The 26,055-nt window shown below is 73.6% G+C and carries 20 protein-coding genes; 10 read left to right on the top strand and 10 right to left on the bottom strand.

The window, feature by feature from the left end; all coding sequences use genetic code 11:
* Window positions 1-16 precede the first annotated feature (16 nt).
* Window positions 17-1,468 carry an NCS2 family permease gene (locus tag ACH4ZA_RS06920; protein ID WP_319276024.1) on the bottom strand — a complete coding sequence of 484 codons (1,452 nt, stop codon included), beginning with the start codon at window positions 1,466-1,468 and terminating at the stop codon, window positions 17-19.
* Window positions 1,469-1,585: 117 nt separating this feature from the next.
* On the opposite strand from ACH4ZA_RS06920, the gene ACH4ZA_RS06915 reads away from it, so the two are divergent.
* Together ACH4ZA_RS06915 and ACH4ZA_RS06910 are read left to right on the top strand one after the other, a co-directional pair.
* Window positions 1,586-1,858 (top strand): DUF2530 domain-containing protein, encoded by a 273-nt coding sequence (locus tag ACH4ZA_RS06915; RefSeq protein ID WP_319276023.1) that lies wholly within the window; start codon window positions 1,586-1,588, stop codon window positions 1,856-1,858.
* Between the two features lie 172 nt (window positions 1,859-2,030).
* Window positions 2,031-4,397 (top strand): HAD-IC family P-type ATPase, encoded by a 2,367-nt coding sequence (locus ACH4ZA_RS06910; RefSeq protein ID WP_398428357.1) that lies wholly within the window; start codon window positions 2,031-2,033, stop codon window positions 4,395-4,397.
* Between the two features lie 63 nt (window positions 4,398-4,460).
* Here the strand turns inward: ACH4ZA_RS06910 and ACH4ZA_RS06905 are convergent, their stop codons facing one another.
* From ACH4ZA_RS06905 to ACH4ZA_RS06890, 4 genes are all read right to left on the bottom strand, one after another.
* On the bottom strand, window positions 4,461-5,264 hold the full coding sequence (locus ACH4ZA_RS06905) for a hypothetical protein (protein WP_319276021.1): 804 nt from the start codon (window positions 5,262-5,264) through the stop codon (window positions 4,461-4,463).
* 123 nt (window positions 5,265-5,387) lie between these two features.
* Entirely contained in the window at window positions 5,388-6,311 is a 924-nt protein-coding gene (locus tag ACH4ZA_RS06900) for a hypothetical protein (protein ID WP_319276020.1), read from the bottom strand.
* Between the two features lie 372 nt (window positions 6,312-6,683).
* Window positions 6,684-9,875, bottom strand: coding sequence for a sacsin N-terminal ATP-binding-like domain-containing protein (locus ACH4ZA_RS06895; protein ID WP_398428355.1), 3,192 nt, complete (start codon window positions 9,873-9,875; stop codon window positions 6,684-6,686).
* A gap of 123 nt (window positions 9,876-9,998) precedes the next feature.
* Window positions 9,999-10,925, bottom strand: coding sequence for a DUF3027 domain-containing protein (locus ACH4ZA_RS06890; protein ID WP_319276018.1), 927 nt, complete (start codon window positions 10,923-10,925; stop codon window positions 9,999-10,001).
* A gap of 561 nt (window positions 10,926-11,486) precedes the next feature.
* On the opposite strand from ACH4ZA_RS06890, the gene ACH4ZA_RS06885 reads away from it, so the two are divergent.
* From ACH4ZA_RS06885 to ACH4ZA_RS06870, 4 genes are all read left to right on the top strand, one after another.
* Window positions 11,487-12,920 (top strand): MFS transporter, encoded by a 1,434-nt coding sequence (locus ACH4ZA_RS06885; RefSeq protein WP_319276017.1) that lies wholly within the window; start codon window positions 11,487-11,489, stop codon window positions 12,918-12,920.
* A gap of 75 nt (window positions 12,921-12,995) precedes the next feature.
* Complete coding sequence (locus tag ACH4ZA_RS06880) at window positions 12,996-13,508, top strand: DUF2771 domain-containing protein (protein WP_319276016.1); 513 nt, start codon at window positions 12,996-12,998, stop codon at window positions 13,506-13,508.
* A gap of 23 nt (window positions 13,509-13,531) precedes the next feature.
* The gene (locus ACH4ZA_RS06875) at window positions 13,532-14,239 is read left to right on the top strand and encodes a futalosine hydrolase (RefSeq protein ID WP_319276015.1); all 708 of its coding nucleotides are present in this window, start codon (window positions 13,532-13,534) and stop codon (window positions 14,237-14,239) included.
* Window positions 14,226-15,119 (top strand): 1,4-dihydroxy-6-naphthoate synthase, encoded by an 894-nt coding sequence (locus ACH4ZA_RS06870; protein ID WP_319276014.1) that lies wholly within the window; start codon window positions 14,226-14,228, stop codon window positions 15,117-15,119. The genes ACH4ZA_RS06875 and ACH4ZA_RS06870 overlap by 14 nt, the downstream gene beginning before the upstream one ends.
* Before the next feature lie 19 nt (window positions 15,120-15,138).
* On the opposite strand, the gene ACH4ZA_RS06865 is transcribed toward ACH4ZA_RS06870, so the two are convergent.
* A complete protein-coding gene (locus tag ACH4ZA_RS06865; RefSeq protein WP_057579095.1) occupies window positions 15,139-15,522 on the bottom strand; it encodes a cold-shock protein in 384 nt (127 codons plus the stop codon).
* Between the two features lie 513 nt (window positions 15,523-16,035).
* On the opposite strand from ACH4ZA_RS06865, the gene ACH4ZA_RS06860 reads away from it, so the two are divergent.
* Window positions 16,036-16,287: a hypothetical protein gene (locus ACH4ZA_RS06860; protein ID WP_319276013.1), complete on the top strand. Its 252-nt coding sequence runs from the start codon at window positions 16,036-16,038 to the stop codon at window positions 16,285-16,287.
* Here the strand turns inward: ACH4ZA_RS06860 and ACH4ZA_RS06855 are convergent.
* Together ACH4ZA_RS06855 and ACH4ZA_RS06850 are read right to left on the bottom strand one after the other, a co-directional pair.
* Window positions 16,284-16,922: a haloacid dehalogenase-like hydrolase gene (locus ACH4ZA_RS06855; RefSeq protein ID WP_319276012.1), complete on the bottom strand. Its 639-nt coding sequence runs from the start codon at window positions 16,920-16,922 to the stop codon at window positions 16,284-16,286. The genes ACH4ZA_RS06860 and ACH4ZA_RS06855 overlap by 4 nt on opposite strands.
* 91 nt (window positions 16,923-17,013) lie before the next feature.
* Window positions 17,014-18,150 (bottom strand): hypothetical protein, encoded by a 1,137-nt coding sequence (locus ACH4ZA_RS06850; RefSeq protein WP_398428352.1) that lies wholly within the window; start codon window positions 18,148-18,150, stop codon window positions 17,014-17,016.
* A 79-nt stretch (window positions 18,151-18,229) separates the two neighbouring features.
* Here ACH4ZA_RS06850 and ACH4ZA_RS06845 point away from each other — a divergent pair, with 79 nt between their 5' ends.
* Window positions 18,230-20,875 carry a helicase-associated domain-containing protein gene (locus tag ACH4ZA_RS06845; RefSeq protein ID WP_398428350.1) on the top strand — a complete coding sequence of 882 codons (2,646 nt, stop codon included), beginning with the start codon at window positions 18,230-18,232 and terminating at the stop codon, window positions 20,873-20,875.
* Between the two features lie 34 nt (window positions 20,876-20,909).
* Here the strand turns inward: ACH4ZA_RS06845 and ACH4ZA_RS06840 are convergent, their stop codons facing one another.
* A complete protein-coding gene (locus tag ACH4ZA_RS06840; protein ID WP_319276009.1) occupies window positions 20,910-21,464 on the bottom strand; it encodes a hypothetical protein in 555 nt (184 codons plus the stop codon).
* A 179-nt stretch (window positions 21,465-21,643) separates the two neighbouring features.
* Here ACH4ZA_RS06840 and ACH4ZA_RS06835 point away from each other — a divergent pair, with 179 nt between their 5' ends.
* Window positions 21,644-23,287, top strand: coding sequence for a DNA repair helicase XPB (locus tag ACH4ZA_RS06835; RefSeq protein WP_319276008.1), 1,644 nt, complete (start codon window positions 21,644-21,646; stop codon window positions 23,285-23,287).
* A gap of 118 nt (window positions 23,288-23,405) precedes the next feature.
* Here ACH4ZA_RS06835 and ACH4ZA_RS06830 read toward each other — a convergent pair whose 3' ends face one another.
* The gene (locus tag ACH4ZA_RS06830; RefSeq protein ID WP_319276007.1) at window positions 23,406-23,585 is read right to left on the bottom strand and encodes a hypothetical protein; all 180 of its coding nucleotides are present in this window, start codon (window positions 23,583-23,585) and stop codon (window positions 23,406-23,408) included.
* A gap of 363 nt (window positions 23,586-23,948) precedes the next feature.
* On the opposite strand from ACH4ZA_RS06830, the gene ACH4ZA_RS06825 reads away from it, so the two are divergent.
* Window positions 23,949-25,913: a HelD family protein gene (locus ACH4ZA_RS06825; RefSeq protein WP_398428559.1), complete on the top strand. Its 1,965-nt coding sequence runs from the start codon at window positions 23,949-23,951 to the stop codon at window positions 25,911-25,913.
* The last annotated feature ends 142 nt before the right edge of the window (window positions 25,914-26,055 follow it).

Raw genomic sequence — 26,055 nt, 5'->3', positions numbered from 1 at the left:
CCGCCGCTCCCGCGGCTCAGGTGAGGCCGAGCGCCGGCATCAGGTAGTAGAAGACGAACACGGCGGACACCACGTACATCGGAACCGGGACCTCCCGGCCGCGTCCGGCCGCCAGCCGCAGCAGGACGAAGGCGATGAAGCCCATGCCGATGCCGTTCGTGATCGAGTAGGTGAACGGCATCATCACCATGGTGATGAAGGCCGGCACGGCGATGGTGTGGTCGGCCCAGTCGATCTCCTTGACCGATCCGGCCAGGATCAGATAGCCCACCGCGAGCAGCGCCGGTGTGGCGGCCTGGGACGGCACCATCGTCGCGACGGGCGTGAGGAACAGCGCCACGGCGAAGAGAGAGCCGGTGACCAGGTTCGCGAAGCCGGTGCGGGCGCCTTCGCCGACACCCGCCGTGGACTCCACGAACGCGGTGGTGGCGGAGGAGGAGCTGGCGCCGCCGGCGGCGACCGCGAGGCCGTCGACGAAGAGGACCTTGTTGATGCCGGGCATCTCGCCCTGGGCGTTGGTCAGCTTGGCCTCGTCGCTGACGCCCATGATCGTGCCCATCGCGTCGAAGAAGCACGACAGCAGGACCGTGAAGACGAAGAGGACGCCGGTCAGGACGCCGACCTTGCCGAACCCGCCGAACAGGCTGACCTCGCCGATCAGCCCGAAGTCGGGGGTGGCGACGGGATTGCCGGGCCACTCGGGCGTGGTGAGGCCCCAGGACGGGATGGTCGCGACCGCGTCGAGGACCAGCGCGAGGACGGTCATGGCGACGATCGAGATGAGGATCGCGCCGGGCACCTTGCGGGTGATCAGGGCCAGCGTGAGCAGCGCGCCCAGGATGAAGACGAGGACCGGCCAGCCGTTCAGGTGACCGTCGGCGCCGAGCTGCAGCGGGACGGTGGTGTGGGCGGCGTCCGGGATGCGGGTGACGAAGCCGGAGTCGACGAGCCCGATCAGCATGATGAACAGGCCGATGCCGATGCTGATCGCCTTGCGCAGGCCGAAGGGCACCGCGTTCATGACACGCTCGCGCAGTCCGGTGGCGACCAGGAGCATGACCACGAACCCGGCGAGCACGACCATGCCCATGGCGTCCGGCCAGGACATCCGGGGCGCGAGCTGGAGCGCGACCACCGAGTTCACGCCGAGGCCCGCGGCCAGCGCGATGGGCACGTTGCCGATCACGCCCATGAGGAGCGTGGTGAAGGCGGCCGTCACACAGGTGGCGGTGACCAGCTGGCCGTTGTCGAGCTGGTGCCCGTACATGTCCTTGGCGCTGCTCAGGATGATCGGGTTCAGCACGATGATGTACGCCATCGCGAAGAAGGTGGCGAAGCCGCCCCGGATCTCGCGGGACAGGGTGCTGCCCCGCTCGGAGATCCGGAAGTGGCGGTCGAGAGCGCCGTGGGATGACCCGGCTCCCGGCTGTTCAGGGGCGGGGACCTTGGCGGGGGCCGGCGTGGGCATCGTTTCGGTGTTTCCTACGAAGAGAAGTGGTCAGGGGTAAACGGTTTCAGTATGAACATATGAGGTCTCGGTCGGCCATCTCCGCGCGTAGATGTGATGGCCTCGTAAGCTGTCCCCATGGCGAAGTGGACCCCCAAGCACGAGGCGCCGGAGCCCCTGGAGGGCCCCGTGGTCGCCACCATCACCGGCGGCACGATCCTCTGGTTCGTCCTCTTCCTCGTCCAGCTCCCCTTCTACGGCTGGTTCGAGGACCACGACCGCCTGTGGTGGGTGTGGACCTGCCTCGCCGGCGCCGGCCTGGGGCTCATCGGCATCTGGTACGTCCGAAGGCGCGACGCGGCGATCAAACGGGACGCGGCGGCGAAGCAGGCGGGCGCCACGGCCGTGTGACGCCGGCGCGCGGCGGCGCCCGACCGTTTCGCGCGCGTCCCCGGGCTCGCCCTCGGGTCGGGGACGAGTCGGGGTGGCCGCTACAACCACGGCACTACTGCGGTCCTCCCCAGGTCGGATCTTCGGCGCTCTCGGGGGGTGAACCCCCAAATCCGCACGTACCGTCGGTTCCATGGCCCACACCGACGCCCCCGCCTCCGCGCCGACGGCTACCGGCCTGACCGCCGCGGAGGTCGCGGACCGCGTCGCCCGCGGTCAGGTCAACGACGTGCCGGTCCGCAGCAGCCGCTCCGCCGGCGAGATCGTCAGGGCGAACGTCTTCACCCGGTTCAACGCGATCATCGGCGTCCTGTGGCTGGTCATGCTCGCCGTCGCACCCATCCAGGACGGCCTGTTCGGGTTCGTGATCCTCGCCAACACCGGCATCGGCATCATCCAGGAGTGGCGGGCCAAGCAGACCCTGGACTCCCTCGCCGTCGTCGGCGAGGCCCGTCCCACCGTCCGCCGTGGCGGGACGGCCGTCCAGGTGTCCACCTCCGAGCTCGTCCTGGACGACGTCGTCGAGGTGGGCCCCGGCGACAAGGCCGCCGTGGACGGGGTGTGCGTCGAGGCGGACGGTCTGGAGATCGACGAGTCGCTGCTCACCGGCGAGGCCGATCCCGTCGTCAAGCGGCCCGGCGACGCGGTCATGTCGGGCAGCTTCGTAGTGGCCGGCGTCGGCGCCTTCCGGGCCACCAAGGTCGGCCGGGAGGCCTACGCCGCCCAGCTCGCCGAGGAGGCGTCGCGCTTCACGCTCGTCCACTCCGAACTGCGCACCGGCATCTCCACGATCCTCAAGTACGTGACGTGGATGATGGCGCCGGCCGCGGTCGGCCTGGTCGTCACCCAGCTGGTCGTCAAGAACCACGACCTCAAGGAGTCCGTCGCCCGTACCGTCGGCGGCATCGTCCCGATGGTCCCGGAAGGGCTCGTGCTGCTCACCTCGGTCGCCTTCGCGATCGGCGTCATCCGGCTCGGCCGCCGGCAGTGCCTGGTGCAGGAGCTGCCGGCCATCGAGGGCCTCGCCCGCGTCGACACCGTCTGCCTGGACAAGACCGGCACCCTCACCGAGGGCGGCATGGACGTCACCGAACTGCGCACCCTCGACGGCGGCGACGAGGCGTACGTACGACGGGTCCTCGGGGCCCTCGGGGAGTCCGACCCGCGGCCGAACGCCTCCCTGAAGGCGATCATCGACGCCTACCCGGACGCCGAGGGGTGGCGCTGCACCGAGTCCCTGCCGTTTTCCTCCGCGCGCAAGTACAGCGGCGCCAGCTTCAACGAGGGCGACGGGGAGAGCAGTACCTGGCTGCTGGGGGCGCCCGACGTGCTGCTGTCCGACGGCGACCCCGCGCTCGCGGAGACGGAACGGCTCAACCGGGAGGGGCTGCGCGTGCTGCTGCTGGTCCGTGCCGCCCGCGACCTCGACGATCCCGAGCCCGCGCGCGGGGCCCGGGCCGCCGCGCTGGTGGTGCTCGAACAGCGGCTGCGGCCGGACGCCGCCGACACGCTGCGCTACTTCGCCGAGCAGGACGTCCGCGCCAAGGTCGTCTCCGGTGACAACGCGGTGTCGGTGGGGGCGGTGGCGGCGAAGCTCGGGCTGGACGGCAGCGCGGTGGACACCCGGCGGCTGCCGTCGGACCCGCCAGGCATGGCGCGGGCCCTGGAGGAGGGCACCGTGTTCGGCCGGGTCACCCCGCAGCAGAAGCGGGACATGGTCGGTGCGCTGCAGTCCCGCGGGCACACCGTCGCGATGACCGGCGACGGCGTCAACGACGTCCTCGCGCTGAAGGACGCGGACATCGGCGTGGCGATGGGATCGGGCTCCGAGGCCACCCGCGCAGTCGCGCAGATCGTGCTGCTGGACAACAGCTTCGCGACCCTGCCGTCGGTGGTGGCGGAGGGGCGCCGGGTCATCGGCAACATCACCCGGGTGGCGACGCTGTTCCTGGTGAAGACGGTCTACTCGGTGCTGCTGGCCCTGCTGGTGGTGTGCTGGCAGGTCGAGTACCCGTTCCTGCCGCGGCACCTGACCCTGCTGTCCACCCTCACCATCGGCGTTCCGGCGTTCTTCCTCGCGCTCGCCCCCAACCGTGAGCGGGCCCGCCCGCACTTCGTCCGGCGGGTGATGCGCTACTCGGTCCCGGGAGGTGTGATCGCCGGGGCCGCCACCTTCGTCACGTATCTGATCGCCCGTCACCACTACACGGGCGCGGGCTCCCTGGAGGCCGAGACGAGTGCGGCGACCCTCACGCTGTTCCTGGTCTCGATGTGGGTGCTGGCGATCATCGCCCGGCCGTACACCTGGTGGCGGGTGCTGCTGGTGGCCTCGATGGGCGCGGCGTTCCTGCTCGTGCTGGTCGTCCCCTGGCTGCAGGAGTTCTTCGCGCTGAAGCTGGTCGGGGCGACCGTGCCGTGGATCGCGGTGGGCGTGGCGGTGGCCGCGTCGGCGGCCCTCGAGGTGTGCTGGCGCCACGTGGACCGCAGTCCGTCCGCATGACGCGAACGGCCGGACCGGGCGTGCCCGGTCCGGCCGTCGTCGGGCGCCGTCAGGCGCCCGGTGTCACTTCACGTCGACGAAGTCGCCCGCGGCGGCGACGGCCGGGGTCGTCGTGGTGCCCGCGAAGACGTAGCGGTAGTAGCCGTCCACGGACGCCGTGACCGTCGTCTTGAGCGTGCCGGTGGAGCTCGTCTTGACGGTCTTCACCGTGGTGTAGGTGCTGCTGCCCTTCTTGCGGAACTGCAGCTTCACGGCCTGGGCGGAGTAGCCGGCCCACTTGCCGGTGTCCCAGTTCGCGCGGGCCAGCTTGCCGGTGACGGTGAGGGTCTTGCCCTTCTTCACCGGCTCCGGCGCGGCGTCGGTGGTGAGGGTGGCCGCACGCTGCAGCTTCGCGCTGCCGAGGTTGCTGCCCGTGGTGAGGCCGCTGTCGTTGACGGCGGCGGCGCCGATCTTCCACGCGCCCGCGAGGGTGTTGTTCAGGTCGCCGAAGTCGGTGTTCCCCAGGGGACGGAACTGGATCTTGGCGGTGCACTTCAGGACGGTGGCGGAGGACGCCGTGCAGGTGCCGGGCTCGTCGCCGCCCCAGACGTCCTTGTCGGGGGTGGAAGCGGTGAGCGTGCCGCCCCGGTAGAGGACCGGGAAGGTGATGAAGGAGTTCGCGTTCAGGCCGGCGGGCTTGGTGACGGTGTAGCTGGCCGCGACCGTGACCTTCGTGGTCGGGCCGACCACGATGGCCTTGCCGCCGTTGACCTTCACCTGGGAGAAGGTGACGGCGGGGCCGGCCGGAGCGGCCTGCGCGGCCGGGACGGCGAGAGCGGACAGGGCGAGGGCGCCGGAGGCGGCGACCACGAGGGCGCGTACGCGCATGGGTGGTTCTCCAGATGGCGGAGGGAACAGTGGGAGGGAGGGGCGCAAGCGTGAGGGACGAGAGCGCGCCGGGAGGCGGCCGGCCCCGGAGATCCGGAGCCGGCCGCCGTCACGCGCCCGGTGTCACTTCACGTCGACGAAGTCGCCTGCGGCGGTGGCCGCCGGGGTCGTCGAGGTGCCCGCGAAGACGTAGCGGTAGTAGCCGTCCACGGTCGCCTTCACCGTGGTCTTCAGGCTGCCCGTGGTGCTGGTCTTGATGGTCTTGACCGTGGTGTAGGTGCTGCTGCCCTTCTTGCGGAACTGCAGCTTCACGGGCTGGGTGGAGTAGCCGGCGTACGTGCCGGAGTCCCAGTTGGCGCGGGACAGCTTGCCGGTGACGGTGAGGGTCTTGCCCTTCTTCACCGGCTCCGGCGCGGCGTTGACGGTCAGCTTGGACAGGCGCTGGAGCTTGGCGGTCGTCAGGGCCGAGTTCTCGGTGAAACCGACCTTGCTGTAGTCGACGTCGTCCGCGAAGGGGTCGACGTCGTTCCAGTCGACGATGTAGCCGGCCGCCTTCCAGCCCGTGGCGTCGGCGTTCTCCAGCTCCTCGCCCGGCAGGATGTCGATCGAGCCCCTGCAGGTGGCGACCGTGGCCGAGGTGTTGGAGCAGGTCGGGTAGTCGTCACCGAGGAGGAAGTTGACCGGCTCGCTGTACGGACCGCGGTAGAGGAGCACGTCGAGCTCGGTGTCGCCCGCGGTGACGTCGACGCCCGCACCGTGCGTCACCTTGAACGTGACGGGGACGCTGACCCTGCCGGACGTGCCCGCCACGATCGGCTTGCCGTTGTTGACGCTGACACCGGTGAACCTGGCGTCCAGGGCGTACGGAGTGCCCGACCCGCCGGTCGCACCGGTGAACGTGCTCCGGCCGGAGGCGGCGGCGTGCAGCGCCTTCAGGGTGTCGACGGAGTGGTGCGCGCCGCCGCCGACGGCCTGTGCGGCCGGCACGACGAAGGCGGAGAGGGCCACGGCGCCGGTGACGGCGACCACGGTGGCGCGTATGCGCATGTATGTCCCAAGAGGATCGAGGGGCTCTGCGGGCGGGTGCCTCCGGTGAGCCCGGAACGGTCGGCGAGCCTGCTCGGCTCGTTTGATCAGATACCTGAAACCGGCGAATGGTTGTACGGTCGCCGGCCGTCGCGGTGCGCGTCGCCGCGGGCGGCGGCCCTGCTCACTCGACGCCGGAGAATTCACCGGCGGCCGTGACCGCCGCGGTGGCACGGATGCGCATGTGTCTTCCCCCCGTTGAGAAACATCGCTCACCCCAGAAGACTCGTACCCCAGTGGGACGGTTGCACGTTCGATGGAGAAATCGCGAGGAAAATGTGAGCGCCCCCGCAGATGTCCGCGGGGGCGCTCGCCGTCGTGTCCGTGCGGCCGTCAGTCGAACCAGCGGTCGCGGGCCAGTTCCTGAGTGCGGGTCGGGTCCTCCAGCAGGGCCGCCACCTCGAACCGGCGCGGCCACTGCCCGGCCGCCCAGGCGAGGCCGGCGGCGACGCCCTCCAGGGTGGCGGCGTGCAGGACGCCGCCGTCCGTCAGCCGCCAGTCGATCTCGACGCCGTCGACGACCAGTTCCTCGTGCTCGACGTAGACGGCGGGCGTGCGGGGGCCGAGGAGCACCCGCACCGGCTCCGGCACGTCGTGCTCGACGCCCTCGGAGTCGACCTCGCCGGTGACGGACTCGCTCAGCCGCCGCACCTGGAACAGCTCGGCCAGTTCGGCGGCCCTGGACGGCCGCACGGGCAGCAGCGGGACGCCCTCGGTGAAGGGGAGCAGATCGGGTGAGTCGACGACCACGGCGTCGGCCGCGTCCACCACCTCGACCCGGCCGTCCACGACGGCCCGCAGCTCGTCCGGGAGGGTGACCTGCTCGGGATCCAGCTCCGCCAACGCCCCGTAAAGACCGTGCAGCTGGGCGGCGGTGACGGAACGTTCGGGATCGGAGAGACGGTCCAGGAGTTCGGCGGCGCCGCCGGGCTCGTCGAGGAGGGCGGCCACCGAGGTGCGCACGCCCAGCGCCCGCAGCACCTGCTCGTCGTCGAAGCCCGTGGCGTCGGCCTCGTCGTACAGGCCGCGCAGCAGCGGGTCGCCGCCGAAGGCCAGCAGTCCGGCCGGGCGGCGGCCGTCGAGGACCGGGTTCCCGCGCAGCCACCAGGCCGTGTACGGCCGTACCGTCTCATGGGTGCCGTCGGGCAGCAGGACGCGGAGCGGCTGCACGAGGGCGTCACGCAGCGGCGGCTGCGCGAGCAGGGCGAGCGCCTGCGGCCAGCGGTCCTCGTCGACGAGGTCGAGATCACGCACGGCGACCAGCTCGGTGGCGACCGGGGGCACCGGGCTGTCGGGGAAGCGGTCGAGGACGTCCTCGCACCACACGTCGACGGCGTCCAGCAGGCCCGCGTCGTCCGGCTCGGCGAAGTCGCCGTCCCGGGGCTCCAGTTCGTCCGGGTCGAGGACGACGTCGGTGGCGCGGACGAGCGCGAAGTCGGCGAGGACGCCACAGGCCGCGAGTGGCCGCTCACCCCACTTCTCCGCCAACTCCGCGTCCACGAAGGCGACTTCGCCCTCACGGATGACGGATGCGAACGCGCTGCCGGGCAGCACGAGCTCACCGGCGGGCACCAGTTCGCCTTCCTCGTCGGGCAGGGCGAGCGCACCGAGCCACGGCTCGTCGCCGGGCTCCAGACCCGCGTCCCGCACGAGCGCGAGGACCGCGTCGGCGAGCTCCTCCGCGTCCGGGGCACCCTCGTCGTCCCAGGCGCCGCCGTCGTCGTCCAGGGACGCGGCGACGGCGGCACGCACCTGCGGGGTGGTGAGGACGGCGCGCGGGGTGGCGGGCAGGGCGCCCAGCTTCTCCAGCAGCGGGTGCGCGGCGTCCTCGTGGGCGACCTTGAGACCGAGCCGGCCGAGGACGTCGGCGTCGAGGCCGGCCGAGTCCGGGGTGGGCAGCAGCACCTGGCGCGGGCCGATGGCGGTCCACCGTCCCCCGCCGGCGCCGAAGGCCTGGGGGCCTCCTCCTCCGGCGAGCGGCACCGGGAGCCCGGTGAGCCGGTCCGGGTCGACGCCGGCGAGGCTGTCGTAGAGCCGGTGCCACCAGCCCGGCTCCTTGTCCAGGCCGGCCAGCCGGTCGACGACGTCCGCGAGCGGGATCCGGGCGACGCCGAGCGTGCGCAGCTCGACGCGCCGCTCCAGACCCGCGGGCAGCAGCGTCGGCAGCACCTCCGCCAGCACCCGCACGGTGTCGGCGCCGGCGCCCTCGACGACCTCGGCGTCCCGGGGGCGCAGGGCCTCGGGCAGCCCGACCGCGTCCTCGCCCTCGTCCGCGCCGTCCTCCGGTACGGGCACGACGGCCGGCGGCAGGAACGCGGTGCGCGGCAGCAGCTCCAGGACGGCCTGGCGCAACGCCCCGTCCAGCGCGCCCTTGCCCAGCGGGCCGGGCACGAGGTCGATGATCCCCGGGCCCACCGGCCGCCAGCCGGCGAGGAGTTCGGCGTACGCCTCCGCCGCCCGCCGCACCAGATGGTCGGTCAGCGGACCGGGGGCCGCGTGCCGGCGGGTGGTGTCGAGCGGGAAGGACGCGATGAGCAGGGCGGGCAGCCCCAGCGGCTCGTCGCTGGGGGTGGGCGCGTGGACGACCGGCGTGGTGCGGGGCGCGACGGGCGCGCCCTCGTCGTCGACGGGCACCGCCCAGGTGACCGACCAGTGGGGCCGCAGCCGCTCCTCCACCGGCCGGTCGGCGAGCAGTTCGGGACCGAGGGGGCCGTGCGCGGCGGCGGTCCGCCACCGGGTGACGCCCCGCTCGGTGTCGGTGACGACGGTGAGCTCGCCGTCGGCGGAACGGCGCAGCGTGCGCGCGGCGCCGTCCCCGATCTCGACGACGACCTCCTCCAGTCCCGGCAGGGCCAGCAGGAGGGCGTCGTCGACCGCGGTGAGCAGCCGCTCGGCGAGATCGGCCGCCGCGGCGTCGCGCAGCGGGAGGATGACGGCCGTGTCGTACGGGTCGGGGGCCGTGCCCTGGGCCGCGAAGGGCAGCCGCAGCAGCGGCACGTGCCCGTCGCGCCGCCGCACCTCGTCGCCGAGGCCCGGACTGTGCCGCGCGGTCTCGGAGGCGAGCGACCGGGCCTCGCCCAGGTCCCAGCGGACACCGCCGTGCCGGCCCACCACGGCCGGCTCGTCCGTGACCGCGAGAACGGCGGCGAAACCGACGCCGAACCGTCCGACGGCCACGGCGGACTGCCGCTCCTCCCGCTTGGCGGAGGCGCGCAGCGTGGCGAGGGACTCCACACCGGCGGCGTCCAGGGGCGCGCCGGTGTTGGCCGCGACGAGAACGCCGTCGCGCAGGGTGAGGCGCAGCCGCCCCGGCACCCCGCCCCGGGCCGCCGCGTCGGCGGCGTTCTGCGCCAGCTCCACCACGAGCCGGTCCCGGTACCCGCCGAGGACGAGATCCTCCTCGGCGTTGGCGTCCTCCCGGAAACGGGCGGGACTGGTGGCCCAGGCGTCCAGCACACCACGGCGCAGGCGTGCCGTGCCGAACGGATCCGCGCCCTCGGGCGCCGGCCGCACGAACTTGCTCACGTTCACTCTTCTCCTCGGCGTGAGGACGAAGGTACCGCTCACGGAAGCGACCGCGTCCCCCGCTCCGGCCCTGCCCGGCCGGTGCGAGGACGACGGGGGCGGGTCCGGGACACGCCCCGCGCGCTACGAGTGGCCGAGTTCCGCCGCGTCCTCGTCGGCGGCGGTCGGGACCGAGCCCGAGTCGGCGGCCGGGCGCAGCGGGAACGGGTCGACGCGGTTCTCGTCGATCACCGGCGGGGCCGGCCGGGGCGGCGTGGGCATCACCGCCGCCTCCGAGTGGCCGCCGCACCCGTACGCCAGGGAGACCACCCGGCCGTCCGCCGGGGAGAACTCGTTGGCGCAGACGCCGAAGGCCTGCCCCAGCGAGCCGCCGATGCGGGCGAGGAAACCGCAGCTCACACAGGATGCGGGGGCGGCCTGCGCCATGGGCGTCTTCGGGCCGAAGCCGTCCTCCCAGCGATCGGCGGCGGTGTGCAGGCCGTAGCGGGACAGCACCCGGGCCCGGCGCAGGCCCAGCTCCTCGGCCACCGCGGCGATCGTGCCCCGCACCGGGATCGTCGGCAGCTTCGCCGGCGCGGCCGGCGTCACGTCCGCGTCCTCCGCCTCGGCCAGCTGCACCATCTCCTCGGAGACGGGCGAGTTCGGCAGCGGCTCGTCCTCCCCGCTGTAGCCCGGCTCCAGACGCAGATCCTCCGCGTCCGTGGGCAGCAGGTCGCCGGGCCCCATGTCGCCGGGGCGCAGCCGCTCGCTCCACGGCACCCACTCGGGCGCCAGCACCGCGTCGGGACCGGGGAGGAGCACCACCTCGTCCAGGGTGACGATCTTGGCGCGGGACGCCCGCGCCACCGTCGCCGCCCAGCGCCAGCCCCGGTAGCCCAGCTCCTTGCACTCGAAGTAGTGGGTGACCACACGGTCGCCCTCCGAGACGACTCCCGCGTGTTCACCGACCACGCCGGGGGCGGCTGCCTCCTCGGCTGCGGCGCGGGCGAGGTCGACGGCCTCGGCGCACAGGCGGTCGGGGGTGCGGCTTCGCGTGGTCGCTGCGCTCACAGGTATCGCTTCTCTCCTACGCCGTCTCTCGGTGCGCCCCTCAAGGCGGCGGGTGCGGACGGAGCGGCTGGGGGTACCTCCCAGGCCTGAGGCACTGGGGGAGCGCCGCGTCGACGTCCGCGCCCGATCGCGCTCGGGCGCGCCTGCTGTCATCCATTCTGCGGGATGGCCGGGAGGCGCGCGGCCGAGAACAATCGCCACGGCGCGCTACGCACGCTACCTTCTCGCGGACGCTCGGCCTACACCGACGGGACGTTTCCCACCCACCGGAAGCCCCCGAAACACCCCCGAAGCGCCTCCGGGACCCTTTCGAAGCGCTCTCCGGGCTCACCCGAAGCGCTCCCGACGGACCCTTCCGAAGCCCTCCGGAAGTCTTCGGGAAGTCCTCGGAAGGTGCTCGGGAAGCCTCCGTAAACCCTTCCGGGAGCCTTGCCGGAGGCGATTCCGCGGGCGGGCCGGCGGGGCCGGAGCGCCTCCCGGACGGCCCGGCGCGCCGACCGTCACACGGCCATACGCGCGGTAACCGCACTACGCACGGCTTTCTCGGGGCACTATGACGGGGTGGCAGCCGCGAGAACACCCCAGGGCGCCACCGGGATCGGTGCGACGAAGGGGACCAAGGGGAGGAGCAGAGTGAGCGGTTCGGGCCGGAGGAGCGGGTCCGTCCGCGCGATCGGCCGTGCCCTGCACTTCCCGTTCACCGGCACCGCTCGCGGGATCAGGAAGGCGACCCACGCGCACGGCGCCGGCGAGTCCGGCCTCGGCAAGCTGATCGAACTGCACGGGGTGAACGGCGCCGGCGACGTCATGATCACCGTCGCGCTCGCCTCCACCGTGTTCTTCTCCGTGCCCACCGACGAGGCGCGCGGCCGCGTCGCCCTCTACCTGGCCATCACCATGGCCCCCTTCACGGTCCTCGCCCCGGTGATCGGCCCGCTGCTCGACCGGCTCCCGCACGGGCGGCGCGCCGCCATGGCCGGAGCGATGCTGGCCCGGGCGCTCCTCGCGCTCGTCCTGTCCGGCGCCGTCGCCACCGGCAGCATCGAGATGTATCCCGCCGCTCTCGGCGTGCTGGTCTCCTCCAAGGCGTACGGAGTCGTCCGCAGCGCCGTCGTGCCCCGACTGCTGCCCCCAGGGTTCTCCCTGGTCAAAGCCAACTCTCGGGTCACTCTCGGCGGTCTCCTCGCCACCGGCGTCGCCGCGCCCGTGGGAGCGGGGCTGCAGGCGCTCGGCCCGCGCTACCCGCTCTACGGCGCCTTCCTGATCTTCGTGGCGGGGACCTTCCTGTCCTTCTCGCTGCCGCGCAAGGTCGACTCCGCGAAGGGCGAGGACGTGGCCCTGCTCGCCGCCGACGAGCAGCACCTGCACGGCCCGCACCGGCGGCAGCTGAAACGGCCCGGCCTGCGAACCGTCGGCATCGCCGTCACGCACGCCCTCGGCGCCAACGCCGCCCTGCGCTGGCTGTCCGGGTTCCTGACCTTCTTCCTGGCGTTCCTGCTGCGCGAGCACCCGCTGACCGGGCAGAGCGCGGCCGTGTCGCTGGGCATGGTGGCCGTCTCGGCAGGCCTCGGCAACGCGCTCGGCACGGCCGTCGGGGCGTGGCTGCGGTCCAGGGCGCCGGAAATGATCATCGTCGCCGTCGTCGCCGTCGTGCTCGGCGCGACGATCACGGCGGCCGCGTTCTTCGGCGCGTTCCTGGTGGCCTGTCTGACGGCGGTCGCCGGCTTCTCGCAGGCCCTCGCCAAGCTGTCCCTGGACGCGCTGATCCAGCGGGACGTGCCGGAGCTGGTCCGCACCTCGGCGTTCGCCCGGTCCGAGACGATGCTTCAGGTGTGCTGGGTGTTCGGCGGCGCGGTCGGCATCGTCATGCCGCTGAACGGCGGGCTGGGCCTGTCGGTGGCCGCCGCGGTCGTCGCGCTGGGCTGGGCGACCACGGTCCGCGGCCTGCTGTCCTCGGCGCGGCACGGCGGGGGCGTCAAACCCCGCGTGGCGTAACCGTGCGGCGTGACACACAGCCACGCCGCACCCCCACGTAAAGGGACGGCCGGGCCCGCCCGATAGCCTTCCGCCATGACCACGATGACCCGCGGCGGAGCCGCTGATGTACCTGGCGCTGTGCGACGCCGCCGCGTCGTCGCCGCCGCCGGCGCCGTTTGTGCCGGACTGCTCGTCCTGTCGGCCTGCGACAAGCCGACGCCGATGTCCACGATCACCGTCGGCCGTGACTCGGTCAGCTCCGAGGCCACCTGCGGCGGGGAGGGCACTCCCCTCAAGGCCGCCGACATCACCGCGTGCCTCGCGGACAAGGACATCAAGTCCATCAGCGTCGACCCGGACGAGACCGTCCGCTTCGGCGTCGACCCCGACGTGGCCGACAAGCGCTGGACGATCCTGATGAACGGTCAGCCGCTCACCGAGGACAGCGACAAGACCTACCGCACGATCCCGGGCAGCGTGTTCTTCAACGCCCAGTACGGCGCCCAGGGCGACTCCACGCTCGTCACCATCAAGGCCGGCGACGGCAAGAAGCAGAGCCAGGCGGCGACCGGACTGTGGTCCTTCAAGCTCAAGAAGGACGACTAGTCACGCCCCCGGTACGCGTCCTCGTGGCCACCGCGGTCCCCGCCGAGCGGGACGCGGTGGCCCGGGCGTTCCCCGAGCCCGGCCGGGAGCTGGACCTGCCCGGCGTGCGCCTGCACCGTCTGCACGGTCCGGGCGGGACCTGTGACCTGCTCGCCGCCGGGGTGGGCCCCGCGCTCGCCGCCGCGTCCGTCTCCGCCGCACTGACCGCCGCCCGGTACGAGGGCGCCCCGTACGGACTGGTCGTCTCGGCCGGCATCGCGGGCGGCTTCCTGCCCGCTGCGCCCGTCTCCTCCCTCGTCGTCGCGGACCGCATCACCGCCGCCGACCTGGGCGCGGAGACCGCGGACGGCTTCCTGCCGGTCACCGACCTGGGCTTCGGCAGGGTCACCCACGTGCCGCCCCCGTCACTCGTCCGGGCGGCCGCGGCCGCCACCGGGGCCGGCGTCGGCACGATCCTGACCGTCTCCACGGTCACCGGCACCGCCTCCCGCGCCGCGGACCTGCGCGCGCGCCACCCCCGTGCCCTGGCCGAGGCCATGGAGGGGTTCGGGGTCGCCGAGGCGGCCGGCGCGCACGACGTCGCCGTCGCGGAGATCCGCGCGGTGTCCAACGCAGTCGGCCCCCGTGACCGGGACGCCTGGCGCATCGGCGCCGCGCTGACCGCGCTGACCACGGCGTTCGGGAAGCTGGCGCCCGTCCTCGAGAGTTGGAACCGGCATGACGACCAGTGAGCGGCCCCTGCGGATCGCGTACTCCCCCTGCCCGAACGACACCTTCGTCTTCGATGCCCTGGCGCACGGCCGTGTCCCGGACGCGCCGGCGCTCGACGTGACCTTCGCCGACATCGACGTCACCAACGGCATGGCCGAGCGCGGCGAGTCGGACGTGCTGAAGGTGTCGTACGCCGTGCTGCCGTACGTCCTCGACACCTATGCGCTGCTGCCGTGCGGGGGCGCGCTGGGCCGGGGCTGCGGGCCGCTGGTGCTGACCCGCGAGGAGCCCGGCACGGGGGCGGGGGACGCCGTGCGGCCCTCTGCCGGCGCCGGGCTCAGCGGCCGCACGGTCGCCGTGCCGAGCGAGCGGTCGACGGCGTACCTGCTGTTCCGGCTGTGGGCGGCGGAGCAGGTCCCGGGAGGCGTCGGCGAGATCGTCGTCATGCCGTTCCACGAGATCATGCCGGCCGTGCGCGACGGGAAGGTCGACGCGGGCCTGGTGATCCACGAGGCCCGCTTCACGTACCGGGACTACGGGCTGCACAAGCTCGCGGACATGGGCGAGCACTGGGAGGCCACGACCGGCCTGCCGATCCCGCTGGGCGCGATCATCGCCAAGCGGTCCCTGGGGGCGCCGGCCCTCGACCGGCTCGCCGGCTCGATCCGCGCCTCCGTGCGCGCCGCCTGGGACGACCCGGAGGTGTCGCGCCCGTACGTCATGGAACACGCACAGGAAATGGACCCGTCCGTCGCCGACCAGCACATCGGTCTGTACGTCAACGAGTTCACGGCCGAGCTGGGCGAGGACGGCTACGCGGCGGTACGCGGACTGCTGACCCGCGCGGCGGCCGAGGGACTGCTTCCGCCCCTCGGCCCGGGCGCGCTCGACTTCCCCTAGATAAGCGGCGGTTGCCGGCTCAGACGTCCAACTGGTCGGCGACGGCGCGCAGCAGACCGGCGATCTTCTTGCCGGAGGTCTTCTCCGGATAGCGGCCCTTCTCGAGCATCGGGGTGATGTTCTCGAGGAGGGTCGTCAGGTCCTGGACGATGGAGGCCAGTTCGTCGGGCTTCTTGCGCTGCGCCGCGGCGACCGAGGGGGTCGGATCGAGGATGACGACGGAGAGCGCCTGGTCGCCACGCTGACCTGCGACGACGCCGAACTCCACACGCTGGCCCGGCTTCAGTGCCTCGACACCGGCGGGCAGGACCGAGGAATGCACGAAGACGTCGCCGCCGTCGTCGCGGGAGAGAAAGCCGAAGCCCTTCTCACTGTTGAACCACTTGACCTTGCCAGTCGGCAAAGCACACGCTCCCTCGATCTGTCCTGGACTGGCCCGGACGCGTTGAAATAGCAGTCGTGCAAGCTTACCGGGGGTCTCTCCAACCCAGCACGCCTTAAAACGAGGCCGGGCCACCGCTTACCGGCGGTGGCCGAAAGTCGTGCGCGGACGCCGGCGGCGCCTCCCGCCGGCCGGGCTCCGGACGCCGGACCGCCCGAATGGGGCGCGCCGCGGCGGGCCCGTCGGGCACTCCCGTGCACCGCCCGATCAACTTGGTTGGTATGACGGTGAGTTGCCGCCGGAATTCCTTCACGCAATACGACTCCCCCAGGTACCCCCGTTCGATATCCGTCCACGGCGCGTGCAAGACGCGGAAATCGGTCGGTGACACACCGGCTTTCGTGGGTGGACGGCGACAGATACGCCTGCCACCTGGTGAAGACCTCGCCGGACGTGCGTCAGCCGGATCTCGGGGGGCCGTCGCGCTGAGGGACTCCCCGGCCGTCCCGCCGGGCGGGGAACTACCCTGGTCGGGTGCGTGACGAAACCCGAACGAATTCCGCCGCTCCCGGTGACCGACTGGTCCGTGCCGGGGCCATCGTCTTCTTCGTCGGCGCCGTGGCCACACTGGTCACGGTCGCCCCCCTGTTCCTCGGCTCGACGCCTTTCCCGACGTACATGTTCGGACTGAGCATGCTCATGGGCGTCGGATTCCTGATCGCGGCCGCGGGCGTTCTGCGGTCCGTCGCGGCGGGCCGGCGCCAGGCACGGGCCGCGGCCCGTTAGGAGTTCACTCTCTCGAGGTGGCCGGTCAGCCAGGCGGGGAACTCGGTGAGGTCGCCGAGCACGACGTCCGCGCCGGCCGTCCGCAGATCCTCCGCGCTGATCGGGCCCGTCGGCACGGTCACGGACAGGGCCCCCGCCGCCCGCGCGCCGAGGACGTCCCCGATGTGGTCGCCGACGTAGACGCTCGCCCCGTGCTCGCGCAGCGCCCGCGCCTTCTGCTCCGCCCACAGGTCGCCGACCACCGCGTCCGGCCGCAGCCCCAGGTGGGCGACCTGGAGCCGGGCGTTGGGCTCGTGCTTCGCGGTGACGACGATCGCCCGTCCGCCCGCCGCCCGCACGGCGGCGATCGCCTCCCTGGCGCCGGGCAGCGCGCTCGCGCCGGGGACCCCGTGCTCGGGGTACAGCGAGCGGTACAGGTCGGCCATCGCGGCCACCCGGTCCGCCGGATACCAGTGGGCCAGCTCGGTCTCGGGCGGCGGCCCGAGGCGGGTGACGACCAGGTCCGCGTCGATGTACGTCCCCGTCCGCTCGGCGAGCGCCAGATAGGCGGCCCGGATCCCCGGCCGGGAGTCGATCAGGGTCATGTCGAGGTCGAAGCCGACGGTGAGGGCGGGGGCGGCGGAGGAGGCGGTCATGGCGGCCATTCTGCCCGGCGGCCCGGACCGCCCGGCCGCCGCGTGTTCCCCGCCGTCGCGTCTCTGCGGCCGTCAACCGCGCCCGCGCCCGCTATCGCTGCCGCTGTGAGCGCCAGGCCAGGAAGAGGGCGGAGGCGACGGCGGCGCCCCTGATGACCCAAGGCCAGGTGTCGGCGATCGCGTCGCTCATGTGGCCTTCGGCGACCGGAGCGCCCCAGCGGCCCTCGGAGCGGCCCCACAGCCAGACGAGGCCGGCCGTGAGCGCGAGGCCGGGCAGCCAGAACACCGCCGCCTTCGTCTCACGCTCGGACAGCCGACGTGAGGCGTAGGCGATGAGCCACCCCAGGATCAGCACGAACCAGTTCCCGAGCGCCGCGCCCGCGACCAGACAGCCTGCGGCGATCAGCAGGAGGGGGTTGGTCCAGCGGCGGGCCGGTGCGCCGGCGGCCCGCGAAAGGCGCAGCCGACGGCGGCGGGCGGGAGCGGCGGGAGCGCCGTCGTCCGGTGCGGCGCTCCCCTCGCCGGCATCGGACGCGTCGTCGGCGTCGACGGCGCCGCCCTCGGGCTTGCGGCTCGGCGGCGGCTTGAGCAGGTCGGGGATCTCCACCCCGCCGACGAACCCGGGAATGTCCTCGCCGGGGCCGAACGGCGTCGGCTCGTTCAGCCACCAGTCGGGGGCGCCTCCCCCGTCGCCCAGTTCGTGCGCGGGCGCGCGGTGCGGCGGGGACGCCGCGTCGGAGGGGACACCGGAGGGCGGCGGCGCGCCGGTGCGCGGGCGCGGCACGAGCCGCCGGATCCCCTTCGGCCGCTCGGGCCGCTCCTGCGGTTCCTGCGATTCCCGCTGTTCCGGTCGGCGCGTCCGCTTCGGCTCCTCCGGCCGTCCCGTCGTTTCCGGCTGTTTCCCTTGCTTCGGCTGTTTCTGCCGCCCCGGCTGTTCCGGCTGCGCGTCGCGGTCCCGCTGGACGGGCACGGAGGGCGTCGGCGTCGACGGCGTGCCGCCGCCCTCGGCCGCGGCCGACACGAGGTCGTCGGGGCTGCCGAGACGGTCGATGATGCGACGGACGGCGGCGGGCGAGTCGACGGGCGACTTCGCGCGGCGCCGCTCGATCTCGTTGCGCAACTCGGAGACGAGCCGCATCCGGGTGGCCGACGACAACTGCCGCTGCTGGGCGACGTCGCCGACGCGGCTCAGATACTCGTAGACGACTTGGTCGCTCTCGATCCCCACGCCGAAGACGCTAGTGCATCGGGGCCCGCGGGTCCCGGGACGACGGCCCCCGAAGACGCCAACCGCTACCGTGGGCAGAATGAGCACCGAGGACCAGTCGGCCCCCCGGTCCCTCGCGGAAGCGCTCCGCGCCCGGGACGACGCTTCCCTGGCCGCACTGCTGCGCGCCCGCCCCGACCTCATCACCCCGGTCCCCACCGACCTCACGCAGCTCGCCACCCGCGCCGGCACCCGTGCCTCCGTCGTCCGCGCGCTCGAGCGGCTCGACCGGTTCACGCTGCAGACGGCGGAGGCGCTGGCCGTGGCCGGCGATCCGGCCACCCGCGAGGAACTGTTCGGCCTGATGGCGGGGGACGCCCACGACCAGGCCGTGGTCGCGGCCCTCCCGGCCGCGCTGGCCGCCCTGCGCGAGCAGGCGCTGGTGTGGGGCGCGGACGACCGTCTCCGGTTGGTGCGCACCGCCCGCGAGCTGCTGGCGCCGTCCCCGCAGCACCCGTCGCCGACCGGGCTCGGGCCGAGTGTGCGGGAGGCCACGGCGGGCATGTCGCCGGGCCGGATCCAGGAGATCGTCGCGACCGTGGGCCTGCCGTCGACGCACGACTCGGTCTCGGCCGTGGGCGCGCTCACCGCCCTGTTCACCCATCGCCGGAAGATGGCCGCACTGCTGGCGGCAGCGCCCGCCGAATCCCTCGAGGTCTTGGAGCGGCTGGTCTGGGGGCCGCCGTACGGTCAGGTCACGGCCGATCCGGCGGCGCGGCTGCGCTGGCTGCTCGACCGCGCCCTGCTGCTGCCGACGGCGCCCGGCACCGTCGTACTGCCCCGCGAGGTCGCCCTGCATCTGCGCAGGGGCCGCGCGCACCGCGCGCCCGAACCGGTGCCGCCGGCCGTGGAGCCGCTCACGGCGCACGCGCCCCAGGTGGTGGACGCGACGGCGGCCGGCCAGGCCTACACGGCGCTGGCGACCGTCGAGGAGCTGCTGAAGGACTGGGACGAGGGCGGGCCCGCAGTGCTGCGGGCCGGCGGGATCAGCGTCCGCGACCTCAAGCGGACGGCCGTCGCGCTGGACGTGGCCGAGCCGGTGGCCGCGTTCTGGGTGGAGCTGGCCTACGCGGCAGGGCTGCTCGCCTCGGACGGCGAGGCCGACGAACGGTACGCGGCGACCCCCGAGTACGACGAGTGGCTGGAGCGGCCGCCGGCCGAACGGTGGGCGCAGCTCGCCGGGGCATGGCTGGCGGCGACCCGGACGTCGGGAGTGGTCGGCGGCCGGGACCTCAAGGAGCGGGCGCTGTCGGCGCTCGGCCCCGGCCTCGACCGGTCCGCCGCGCCCGAGGTGCGCCACCGTGTGCTGACGCTGCTGGCGGGCCTGCCCGAGGGCGGCGCGCCGGACGCGGGGACGGTGCTGGCCCGGCTGCGCTGGGAACGTCCGCTGCGCGGCGCCCAGGGCGGCACGCCGGGGGCGGCGGGAGCGCACGGCACGCAGGCGGCGGGTCCCGGCACGACGGGAGCGCACGGCGCGCCAGGGCATTCCGGGACCGCGCAGGGTGACGAGGACCTCCGCTCCCGGCTCGCGCGCTGGACTCTGACGGAGGCCGAACTGCTGGGCGTGACCGGCCGGGGCGCACTGTCGGCGCACGGCCGTGCGCTGCTCGGCATGCCTCCCGCCGTCCGGTCCGCGCGGGCCGCCGCGGCCGCCGCCCCGGCAGGCCCGGGCGACAGACTGCCCGCCCATCACCGGGCCGTCACCGCCGTCGCGGCACCTCTTTCGCCGCCCGAGCAGGCCGCCGCCGTCGCGGCCGCCGCGCGGCTCCTCGCCCCGCTGCTGCCGCAGCCGCTGGACCACGTGCTGCTGCAGGCGGACCTGACCGCGGTCGCCCCGGGTCCGCTGCGGCGGCCGCTGGCCGACGTGCTGAGCGTCCTCGCGGACGTCGAGTCCAAGGGCGGCGCGACCGTCTACCGGTTCACCCCCGGTTCCGTGCGGCGCGCCCTGGACGCCGGGCGCAGCGCCTCCGACCTGCACGCCTTCCTCGCCGAGCACTCCCGTACGCCGGTGCCGCAGCCGCTGACCTATCTGATCGACGACGTGGCGCGCCGGCACGGCCATCTGCGGGTGGGCGCGGCCTCGGCGTATGTCCGCTGCGACGACGAGACGATCCTGAACGAGATCCTCGCCGACAAGCGGGCCGCCGGACTGCGTCTGCGCCGTCTGGCGCCGACGGTGCTCGCGGCGCAGGCCGACCCGGCGGCCCTGCTGGACGGCCTGCGGGCGATGGGCTTCGCGCCCGCCGCCGAGTCCGCCGAGGGGGACGTCCTGATCACCCGCGCGCTCGCCCACCGCACGCCGCCGCGTACGGCCCCCGAGCCGGTGCCGGAGGGGCCGCCGGTACCCGACGGCACGCTGCTCGCCGCGGCGATCCGCGCCGTCCGGGCGGGTGACGCGGCCGCGACCGCGCCGCGCCGGGCGACGGAGGACGCCGCCAGGCTCGCCCCGGGCGAGCTGCCCCGCACCAGTTCCGCCGAGACGCTGGCCACCATGCAGGCCGCCGTCCTCACGGGCGGGGCGCTGTGGATCGGCTACGTCAACGCGGAGGGCTCGGCCAGTCAGCGCGTCATCGCCCCGGTGCGGGTGGAGGGCGGCTTCGTGACGGGGTACGACCACACGGCGGACGAGGTCCGCACGTACCCGCTGCACCGGATCACCGGAGTGGCGGAACTGGCGGACGACTGAGCCGGCGACGGTCGTCGGCGTCGGCTCTCGCGGCTCAGCAGTCCCCGACGGAGGCGTCCGCCGGCAGGCCGAAGTGCGCGCGGGCCGCGGACTCCAGGGCGGCGGACGGCATCGGCTCGCGGAGGGAGGACCGGACGAGGACGCCGAAGTGGGCCTTCGTCCACCGGCCGTACCCCTCGCCGTCCGGCGGCTCCTCGCGGGAGAGGACCCGGTAGCCGCCCTCGGCAGCGGCGTCCCTCCGGAGCCGCACGACCTGCGGGTACTGTCCGGCGGCGCACTGCACAAGGCTCTGGTCGTGCACCCCGTACTCGACGCACAGCGTGTTGACGCCGGCTCGTATCTCGCCCGCGTGCTCCTCCAGTTCGAGGGCCTCCGCACGGCAGAACCAGCGCGCCTTCCACGCGGGCGCGCTCTCGCCGTAACCGCTTCCCCGCGAGTCCGCCGCGACGCGCGCCTCGATCACCGGCCGCACCTCGGCCCACAGCGCCTCGTCGACCCCGGCGGGCCACATCACCCAGGTGCCGGTGGCGGCCAGCACCGCCGCGGCTCCGACGCCGACCGCTCCTCTGCGGAACGACAGGACCGACATACCGTGATGCTCCTCACCGCGTCGCGCCCATCGCGCCTGCTCGCCCGGTCAGACCCACGGAGGGCGCCCAGGGTTGCCCGCTCCCCCGGGGCCGACCGGAGTCCGCCCACCCAGCGGACCGCCGTCGCGGCACGTCGTACGGCACACTGGAGGTTTGGCCGGTGCGGAAGGGATGACGCGTGAACGGACCGCTGATCGTACAGTCGGACAAGACTCTGCTCCTGGAGGTCGACCACGAGCAGGCGGACGACTGCCGTCGCGCCATCGCGCCCTTCGCCGAGCTGGAGCGGGCCCCGGAGCACATCCACACCTACCGGGTGACGCCGCTGGGCCTGTGGAACGCGCGCGCGGCCGGGCACGACGCCGAGCAGGTCGTGGACGCGCTCGTGCAGTACAGCCGTTATCCCGTGCCGCACGCGCTGCTGGTCGACGTCGCGGAGACGATGGACCGCTACGGGCGGCTGACGCTGAGCAAGCATCCGGCGCACGGGCTGGTGCTGACCACCACCGACCGGCCGGTGCTGGAGGAGATCCTGCGCTCGAAGCGGGTCGCGCCGCTGGTCGGGGCCCGGCTCGACCCGGACACCGTCGTCGTGCACCCCTCCGAGCGCGGGCAGATCAAGCAGACCCTGCTGAAGCTGGGCTGGCCGGCCGAGGACCTCGCGGGGTATGTCGACGGCGAGGCGCATCCCATCGAGCTCGCCGAGGACGGGTGGGCGCTGCGCCCGTACCAGAAGCAGGCGGTGGAGAACTTCTGGCACGGCGGCAGCGGCGTCGTGGTGCTGCCCTGCGGTGCGGGCAAGACGCTGGTCGGGGCCGGGTCGATGGCGCAGGCGAAGTCCACGACGCTGATCCTCGTCACGAACACGGTGTCGGCGCGGCAGTGGAAGCACGAGCTGGTGAAGCGGACCTCGCTGACCGAGGACGAGATCGGCGAGTACAGCGGGACGAAGAAGGAGATCCGCCCGGTCACCATCGCCACCTACCAGGTGCTGACGACCCGGCGGAAGGGCGTCTACCCGCATCTGGAGCTGTTCGACTCCCGTGACTGGGGTCTGATCGTCTACGACGAGGTGCATCTGCTGCCGGCGCCGGTCTTCAAGTTCACCGCCGACCTCCAGGCGCGGCGGCGGCTCGGTCTGACGGCGACGCTGGTCCGCGAGGACGGCCGTGAGTCGGACGTGTTCTCGCTCATCGGGCCGAAGCGGTTCGACGCGCCGTGGAAGGAGATCGAGGCGCAGGGTTACATCGCGCCCGCCGACTGTGTGGAGGTCCGGGTCAATCTCACCGACTCGGAGCGCCTCGCGTACGCGACCGCCGAGGCGGAAGAGAAGTACCGCTTCTGTGCGACGACGGCGACGAAGCGCAAGGTGACGGAGGCGCTGGTGCGGCGGTTCGCCGGGCAGCAGATCCTCGTCATCGGGCAGTACATCGACCAGCTCGACGAGCTCGGCGAGCACCTGAACGCGCCGGTGATCAAGGGCGAGACGTCGAACGCGCAGCGCGAGAAGCTCTTCGACGCCTTCCGGGAGGGTGAGATCAGCGTGCTGGTGGTGTCGAAGGTCGCGAACTTCTCGATCGACCTTCCCGAGGCGACGGTGGCCATCCAGGTGTCGGGCACCTTCGGGTCCCGGCAGGAGGAGGCGCAGCGGCTCGGCCGGGTGCTGCGGCCGAAGGCGGACGGACACCAGGCCCACTTCTACTCGGTGGTGGCGCGGGACACGATCGACCAGGACTTCGCGGCGCACCGCCAGCGGTTCCTGGCGGAGCAGGGGTACGCGTACCGGATCATGGACGCGGACGAGCTGCTGGCGGAGGGCTGAGCGGACGGCGCCGGCGGACGGCGCACGAGACGGTGGACGTCGCGCTGGAGGGGGCGGGCGGGCATCGCCGATCGTCGCCGCCCGCGGTGTGAGCGGCGGGCGGCGGTCCCGCAGGTGTTCACCTGCGGCGCACGCCCGCCTCCTCGCGGTACTCGCCGAGGACGACGACGTCGAAGGCGGCGCCGACGAAGACCTTCACCGCGCGCAGGGCGTCGCCGAGGCGGTGGCGGTGGTGGTCGGACAGGGGGGTCGCGCCGGACGGGCGACCGGGGGCCGGGGTGATGGTCGCTGCACTCATGTCTCCATGGTGCGCGCGGGGGCGTAAGCGCGGCATCGGTCCCAGGTCCCCATTCGGCGTAGTCCCTGGGTACACCTGTGGGTGGCGGTGTCCCCTACGGGTCGCAGGCGCGTCCCTCAGGGGCGCCGGGGTAAATGCGTTGGCGCGGCTTCGGCGGCTCACCTAGAATCTCCGCTCTTGCCCGCCTCCCCTCGGAGTGCCGCCGTCCGGACGGAAACCGGACGGCAATCGCCGTAGCCCACCCCCAGCCGGCCCGGAGGCACCCCCTTGTCCACGCCGTCCTCGTCCCGCACGCCCGTCGACGACGACCCCCTCGCCCGCGAACGCGGCCATCTCGCCTCCTCCCGCGCGGCCCTGCGCGCGATGCGGGAGGACGTCGAGGCCCTCGACATCAGCGACGTCACCGCGAACTGGGTCAACGCCCGGATCCTGGAGCGGCAGATCGGCGAACGGATCAAGGCGCTGGCCGATCTCAGCGACACCCCGCTGTTCTTCGGCCGCCTCGACTACCTGCACGCGCCCGGCGCGGACCGGGCGGAGGGCGCGGAAGGGGAGAAGTTCTACATCGGGCGTCGCCATGTGCACGACGGCGACGGCGACCCGATGGTCATCGACTGGCGTGCGCCGGTCTCGCAGCCGTTCTACCGGGCGTCGAAGAAGGACCCGATGGACGTCGGGCTGCGCCGCCGCTTCGGTTACACCCGCGGGGACATCACGGCGTACGAGGACGAGCACCTCTCCGACCCCACCGAGGCCGCCGCCACCAGCAAGCTGCTCCAGCAGGAGATCGAGCGGCCGCGTGTGGGCCCGATGCGGGACATCGTCGCCACCATCCAGCCGGAGCAGGACGAGATCGTGCGCAGCGGGCTGGGCGGCACGGTGTGCGTGCAGGGCGGTCCGGGGACCGGGAAGACGGCGGTCGGTCTGCACCGGGTGGCGTATCTGCTGTACGCCCACCGTGAGCGGCTCGCACGCACCGGCACGCTGGTCATCGGGCCGAACCGGTCCTTCCTCCACTACATCGAGCAGGTGCTGCCGGCGCTGGGCGAGCTGACGGTCCGCCAGGGCACGGTGGACGATCTGGTGGCTCATGTGGAGGTGCGGGGCGAGGACGACGCGGCGGCGGCGCTCGTCAAGGGCGACGCACGGATGGCGCAGGTGCTGCGGCGGGCCGTCTACGCGCAGGTGCGGATGCCGGCCGAACCGCTCGTCGTGGTGCGCGGGTCGCGGCGCTGGCGGGTTCCGGCGTACGAACTCGAGGAGATGGTCCGGGAGTTGCTGGGCCGGGACATCCGGTACGGGGCCGCCCGCGAGGCTCTGCCGCAGCGCATCGCGCACGCGGTGCTGGTGCAGATGGAGCGCTCGGGCGAGGCCCCGGACGACCGGGTGCAGGATGCCGTGGCCCGCAACAGCGCGGTGAAGGCGGTGGTGAAGGAGGCCTGGCCGGCCGTCGACCCGGCGAAGCTGGTGCTGCGGCTGCTGACGGACGCGGAGTTCCTCGCCGAGCACGCGGACGGCGTGCTGAGCGAGCAGGAGCAGAAGACGATCCTGGCGGTGAAGCCCGCGCGGTCCGTGAAGGCGGCCAGGTGGTCGGCGGCGGACGCGGTGCTGATCGACGAGGCGAAGGACCTGGTGGAGCGCACGCACTCGCTCGGCCATGTGGTCCTCGACGAGGCGCAGGACCTGTCGCCCATGCAGTACCGGGCGGTCGGCCGCCGTTGCACGACGGGTTCGGCGACCGTGCTGGGCGATCTGGCGCAGGGCACCACCCCGTGGGCGACCCGGAGCTGGGAGGAGGCCCTCGGGCACCTGGGCAAGGCGGACGCGGTGGTCGAGGAGCTGACGGCCGGTTTCCGCGTCCCGACGGACGTGATCGTCTACGCCTCCCGGCTGCTGCCGCACATCGCGCCGGGCCTCACCCCCGTCGCGTCGGTCCGTGAGAACCCGGGCTTCTTCGACCTGCGGGAGGTCGCGGACGCGGCGGACGTCGTCGCGGCCTGCGAGGAGCTGTTGCGCAACGAGGGCTCGACGGGCCTGATCGCGGCCGACGCCCGGATCCCGGCGCTGGCCGAGGCGCTGGCGGCGGCGGGCGTGCCGTGGCTGGCCCCGGGTGAGGAGACGACGGCCGAAACCCGCCTCACGCTGGTCCCGGCGTCCCTGGCCAAGGGCCTGGAGTACGACTACGTCGTCCTGGACGAACCGCAGGCCGTGGTCGACGGCGAGCCCGACGAGCGGACGGGCCTGCGCCGCCTGTACGTGACCCTGACCCGAGCGGTCTCCGGTCTCCTCGTCACGCACACGGCCCCGCTCCCCCGCCAACTCACCTGACCCGGCCCCCATCCGCCCCTGGGGCCCGAACCCGCCGGGGCCCCGGAACGACCGCGCCCGACGGCCGGACAGGCGGGCGGCGGCTGGACAGACGGCGGGCCCGGCGGACGGCGGGGAGGGCGGTGGGGCGGACAGGCGGGCG

Source organism: Streptomyces sp. NPDC020597, assembly GCF_044335095.1.
Classification (GTDB): Bacteria; Actinomycetota; Actinomycetes; order Streptomycetales; family Streptomycetaceae; genus Streptomyces.
The sequence above is the reverse complement of the archived record's forward strand: the minus strand, read 5'-3'. Positions and strand labels throughout refer to the sequence as shown.

Bases quoted from the DNA above. Each gene is read 5' to 3' on its own strand.
- ACH4ZA_RS06845 (WP_398428350.1), top strand. From the start codon at position 18,230: ATGAGCACCGAGGACCAGTCGGCCCCCCGGTCCCTCGCGGAAGCGCTC.
- ACH4ZA_RS06825 (WP_398428559.1), top strand. From the start codon at position 23,949: ATGCGGGAGGACGTCGAGGCCCTCGACATCAGCGACGTCACCGCGAAC.
- ACH4ZA_RS06900 (WP_319276020.1), bottom strand. From the start codon at position 6,311: ATGCGCATACGCGCCACCGTGGTCGCCGTCACCGGCGCCGTGGCCCTC.
- ACH4ZA_RS06920 (WP_319276024.1), bottom strand. From the start codon at position 1,468: ATGCCCACGCCGGCCCCCGCCAAGGTCCCCGCCCCTGAACAGCCGGGA.
- ACH4ZA_RS06905 (WP_319276021.1), bottom strand. From the start codon at position 5,264: ATGCGCGTACGCGCCCTCGTGGTCGCCGCCTCCGGCGCCCTCGCCCTG.
- ACH4ZA_RS06870 (WP_319276014.1), top strand. From the start codon at position 14,226: ATGACGACCAGTGAGCGGCCCCTGCGGATCGCGTACTCCCCCTGCCCG.
- ACH4ZA_RS06840 (WP_319276009.1), bottom strand. From the start codon at position 21,464: ATGTCGGTCCTGTCGTTCCGCAGAGGAGCGGTCGGCGTCGGAGCCGCG.
- ACH4ZA_RS06855 (WP_319276012.1), bottom strand. From the start codon at position 16,922: ATGACCGCCTCCTCCGCCGCCCCCGCCCTCACCGTCGGCTTCGACCTC.
- ACH4ZA_RS06910 (WP_398428357.1), top strand. From the start codon at position 2,031: ATGGCCCACACCGACGCCCCCGCCTCCGCGCCGACGGCTACCGGCCTG.
- ACH4ZA_RS06915 (WP_319276023.1), top strand. From the start codon at position 1,586: ATGGCGAAGTGGACCCCCAAGCACGAGGCGCCGGAGCCCCTGGAGGGC.
- ACH4ZA_RS06830 (WP_319276007.1), bottom strand. From the start codon at position 23,585: ATGAGTGCAGCGACCATCACCCCGGCCCCCGGTCGCCCGTCCGGCGCG.
- ACH4ZA_RS06880 (WP_319276016.1), top strand. From the start codon at position 12,996: ATGACCACGATGACCCGCGGCGGAGCCGCTGATGTACCTGGCGCTGTG.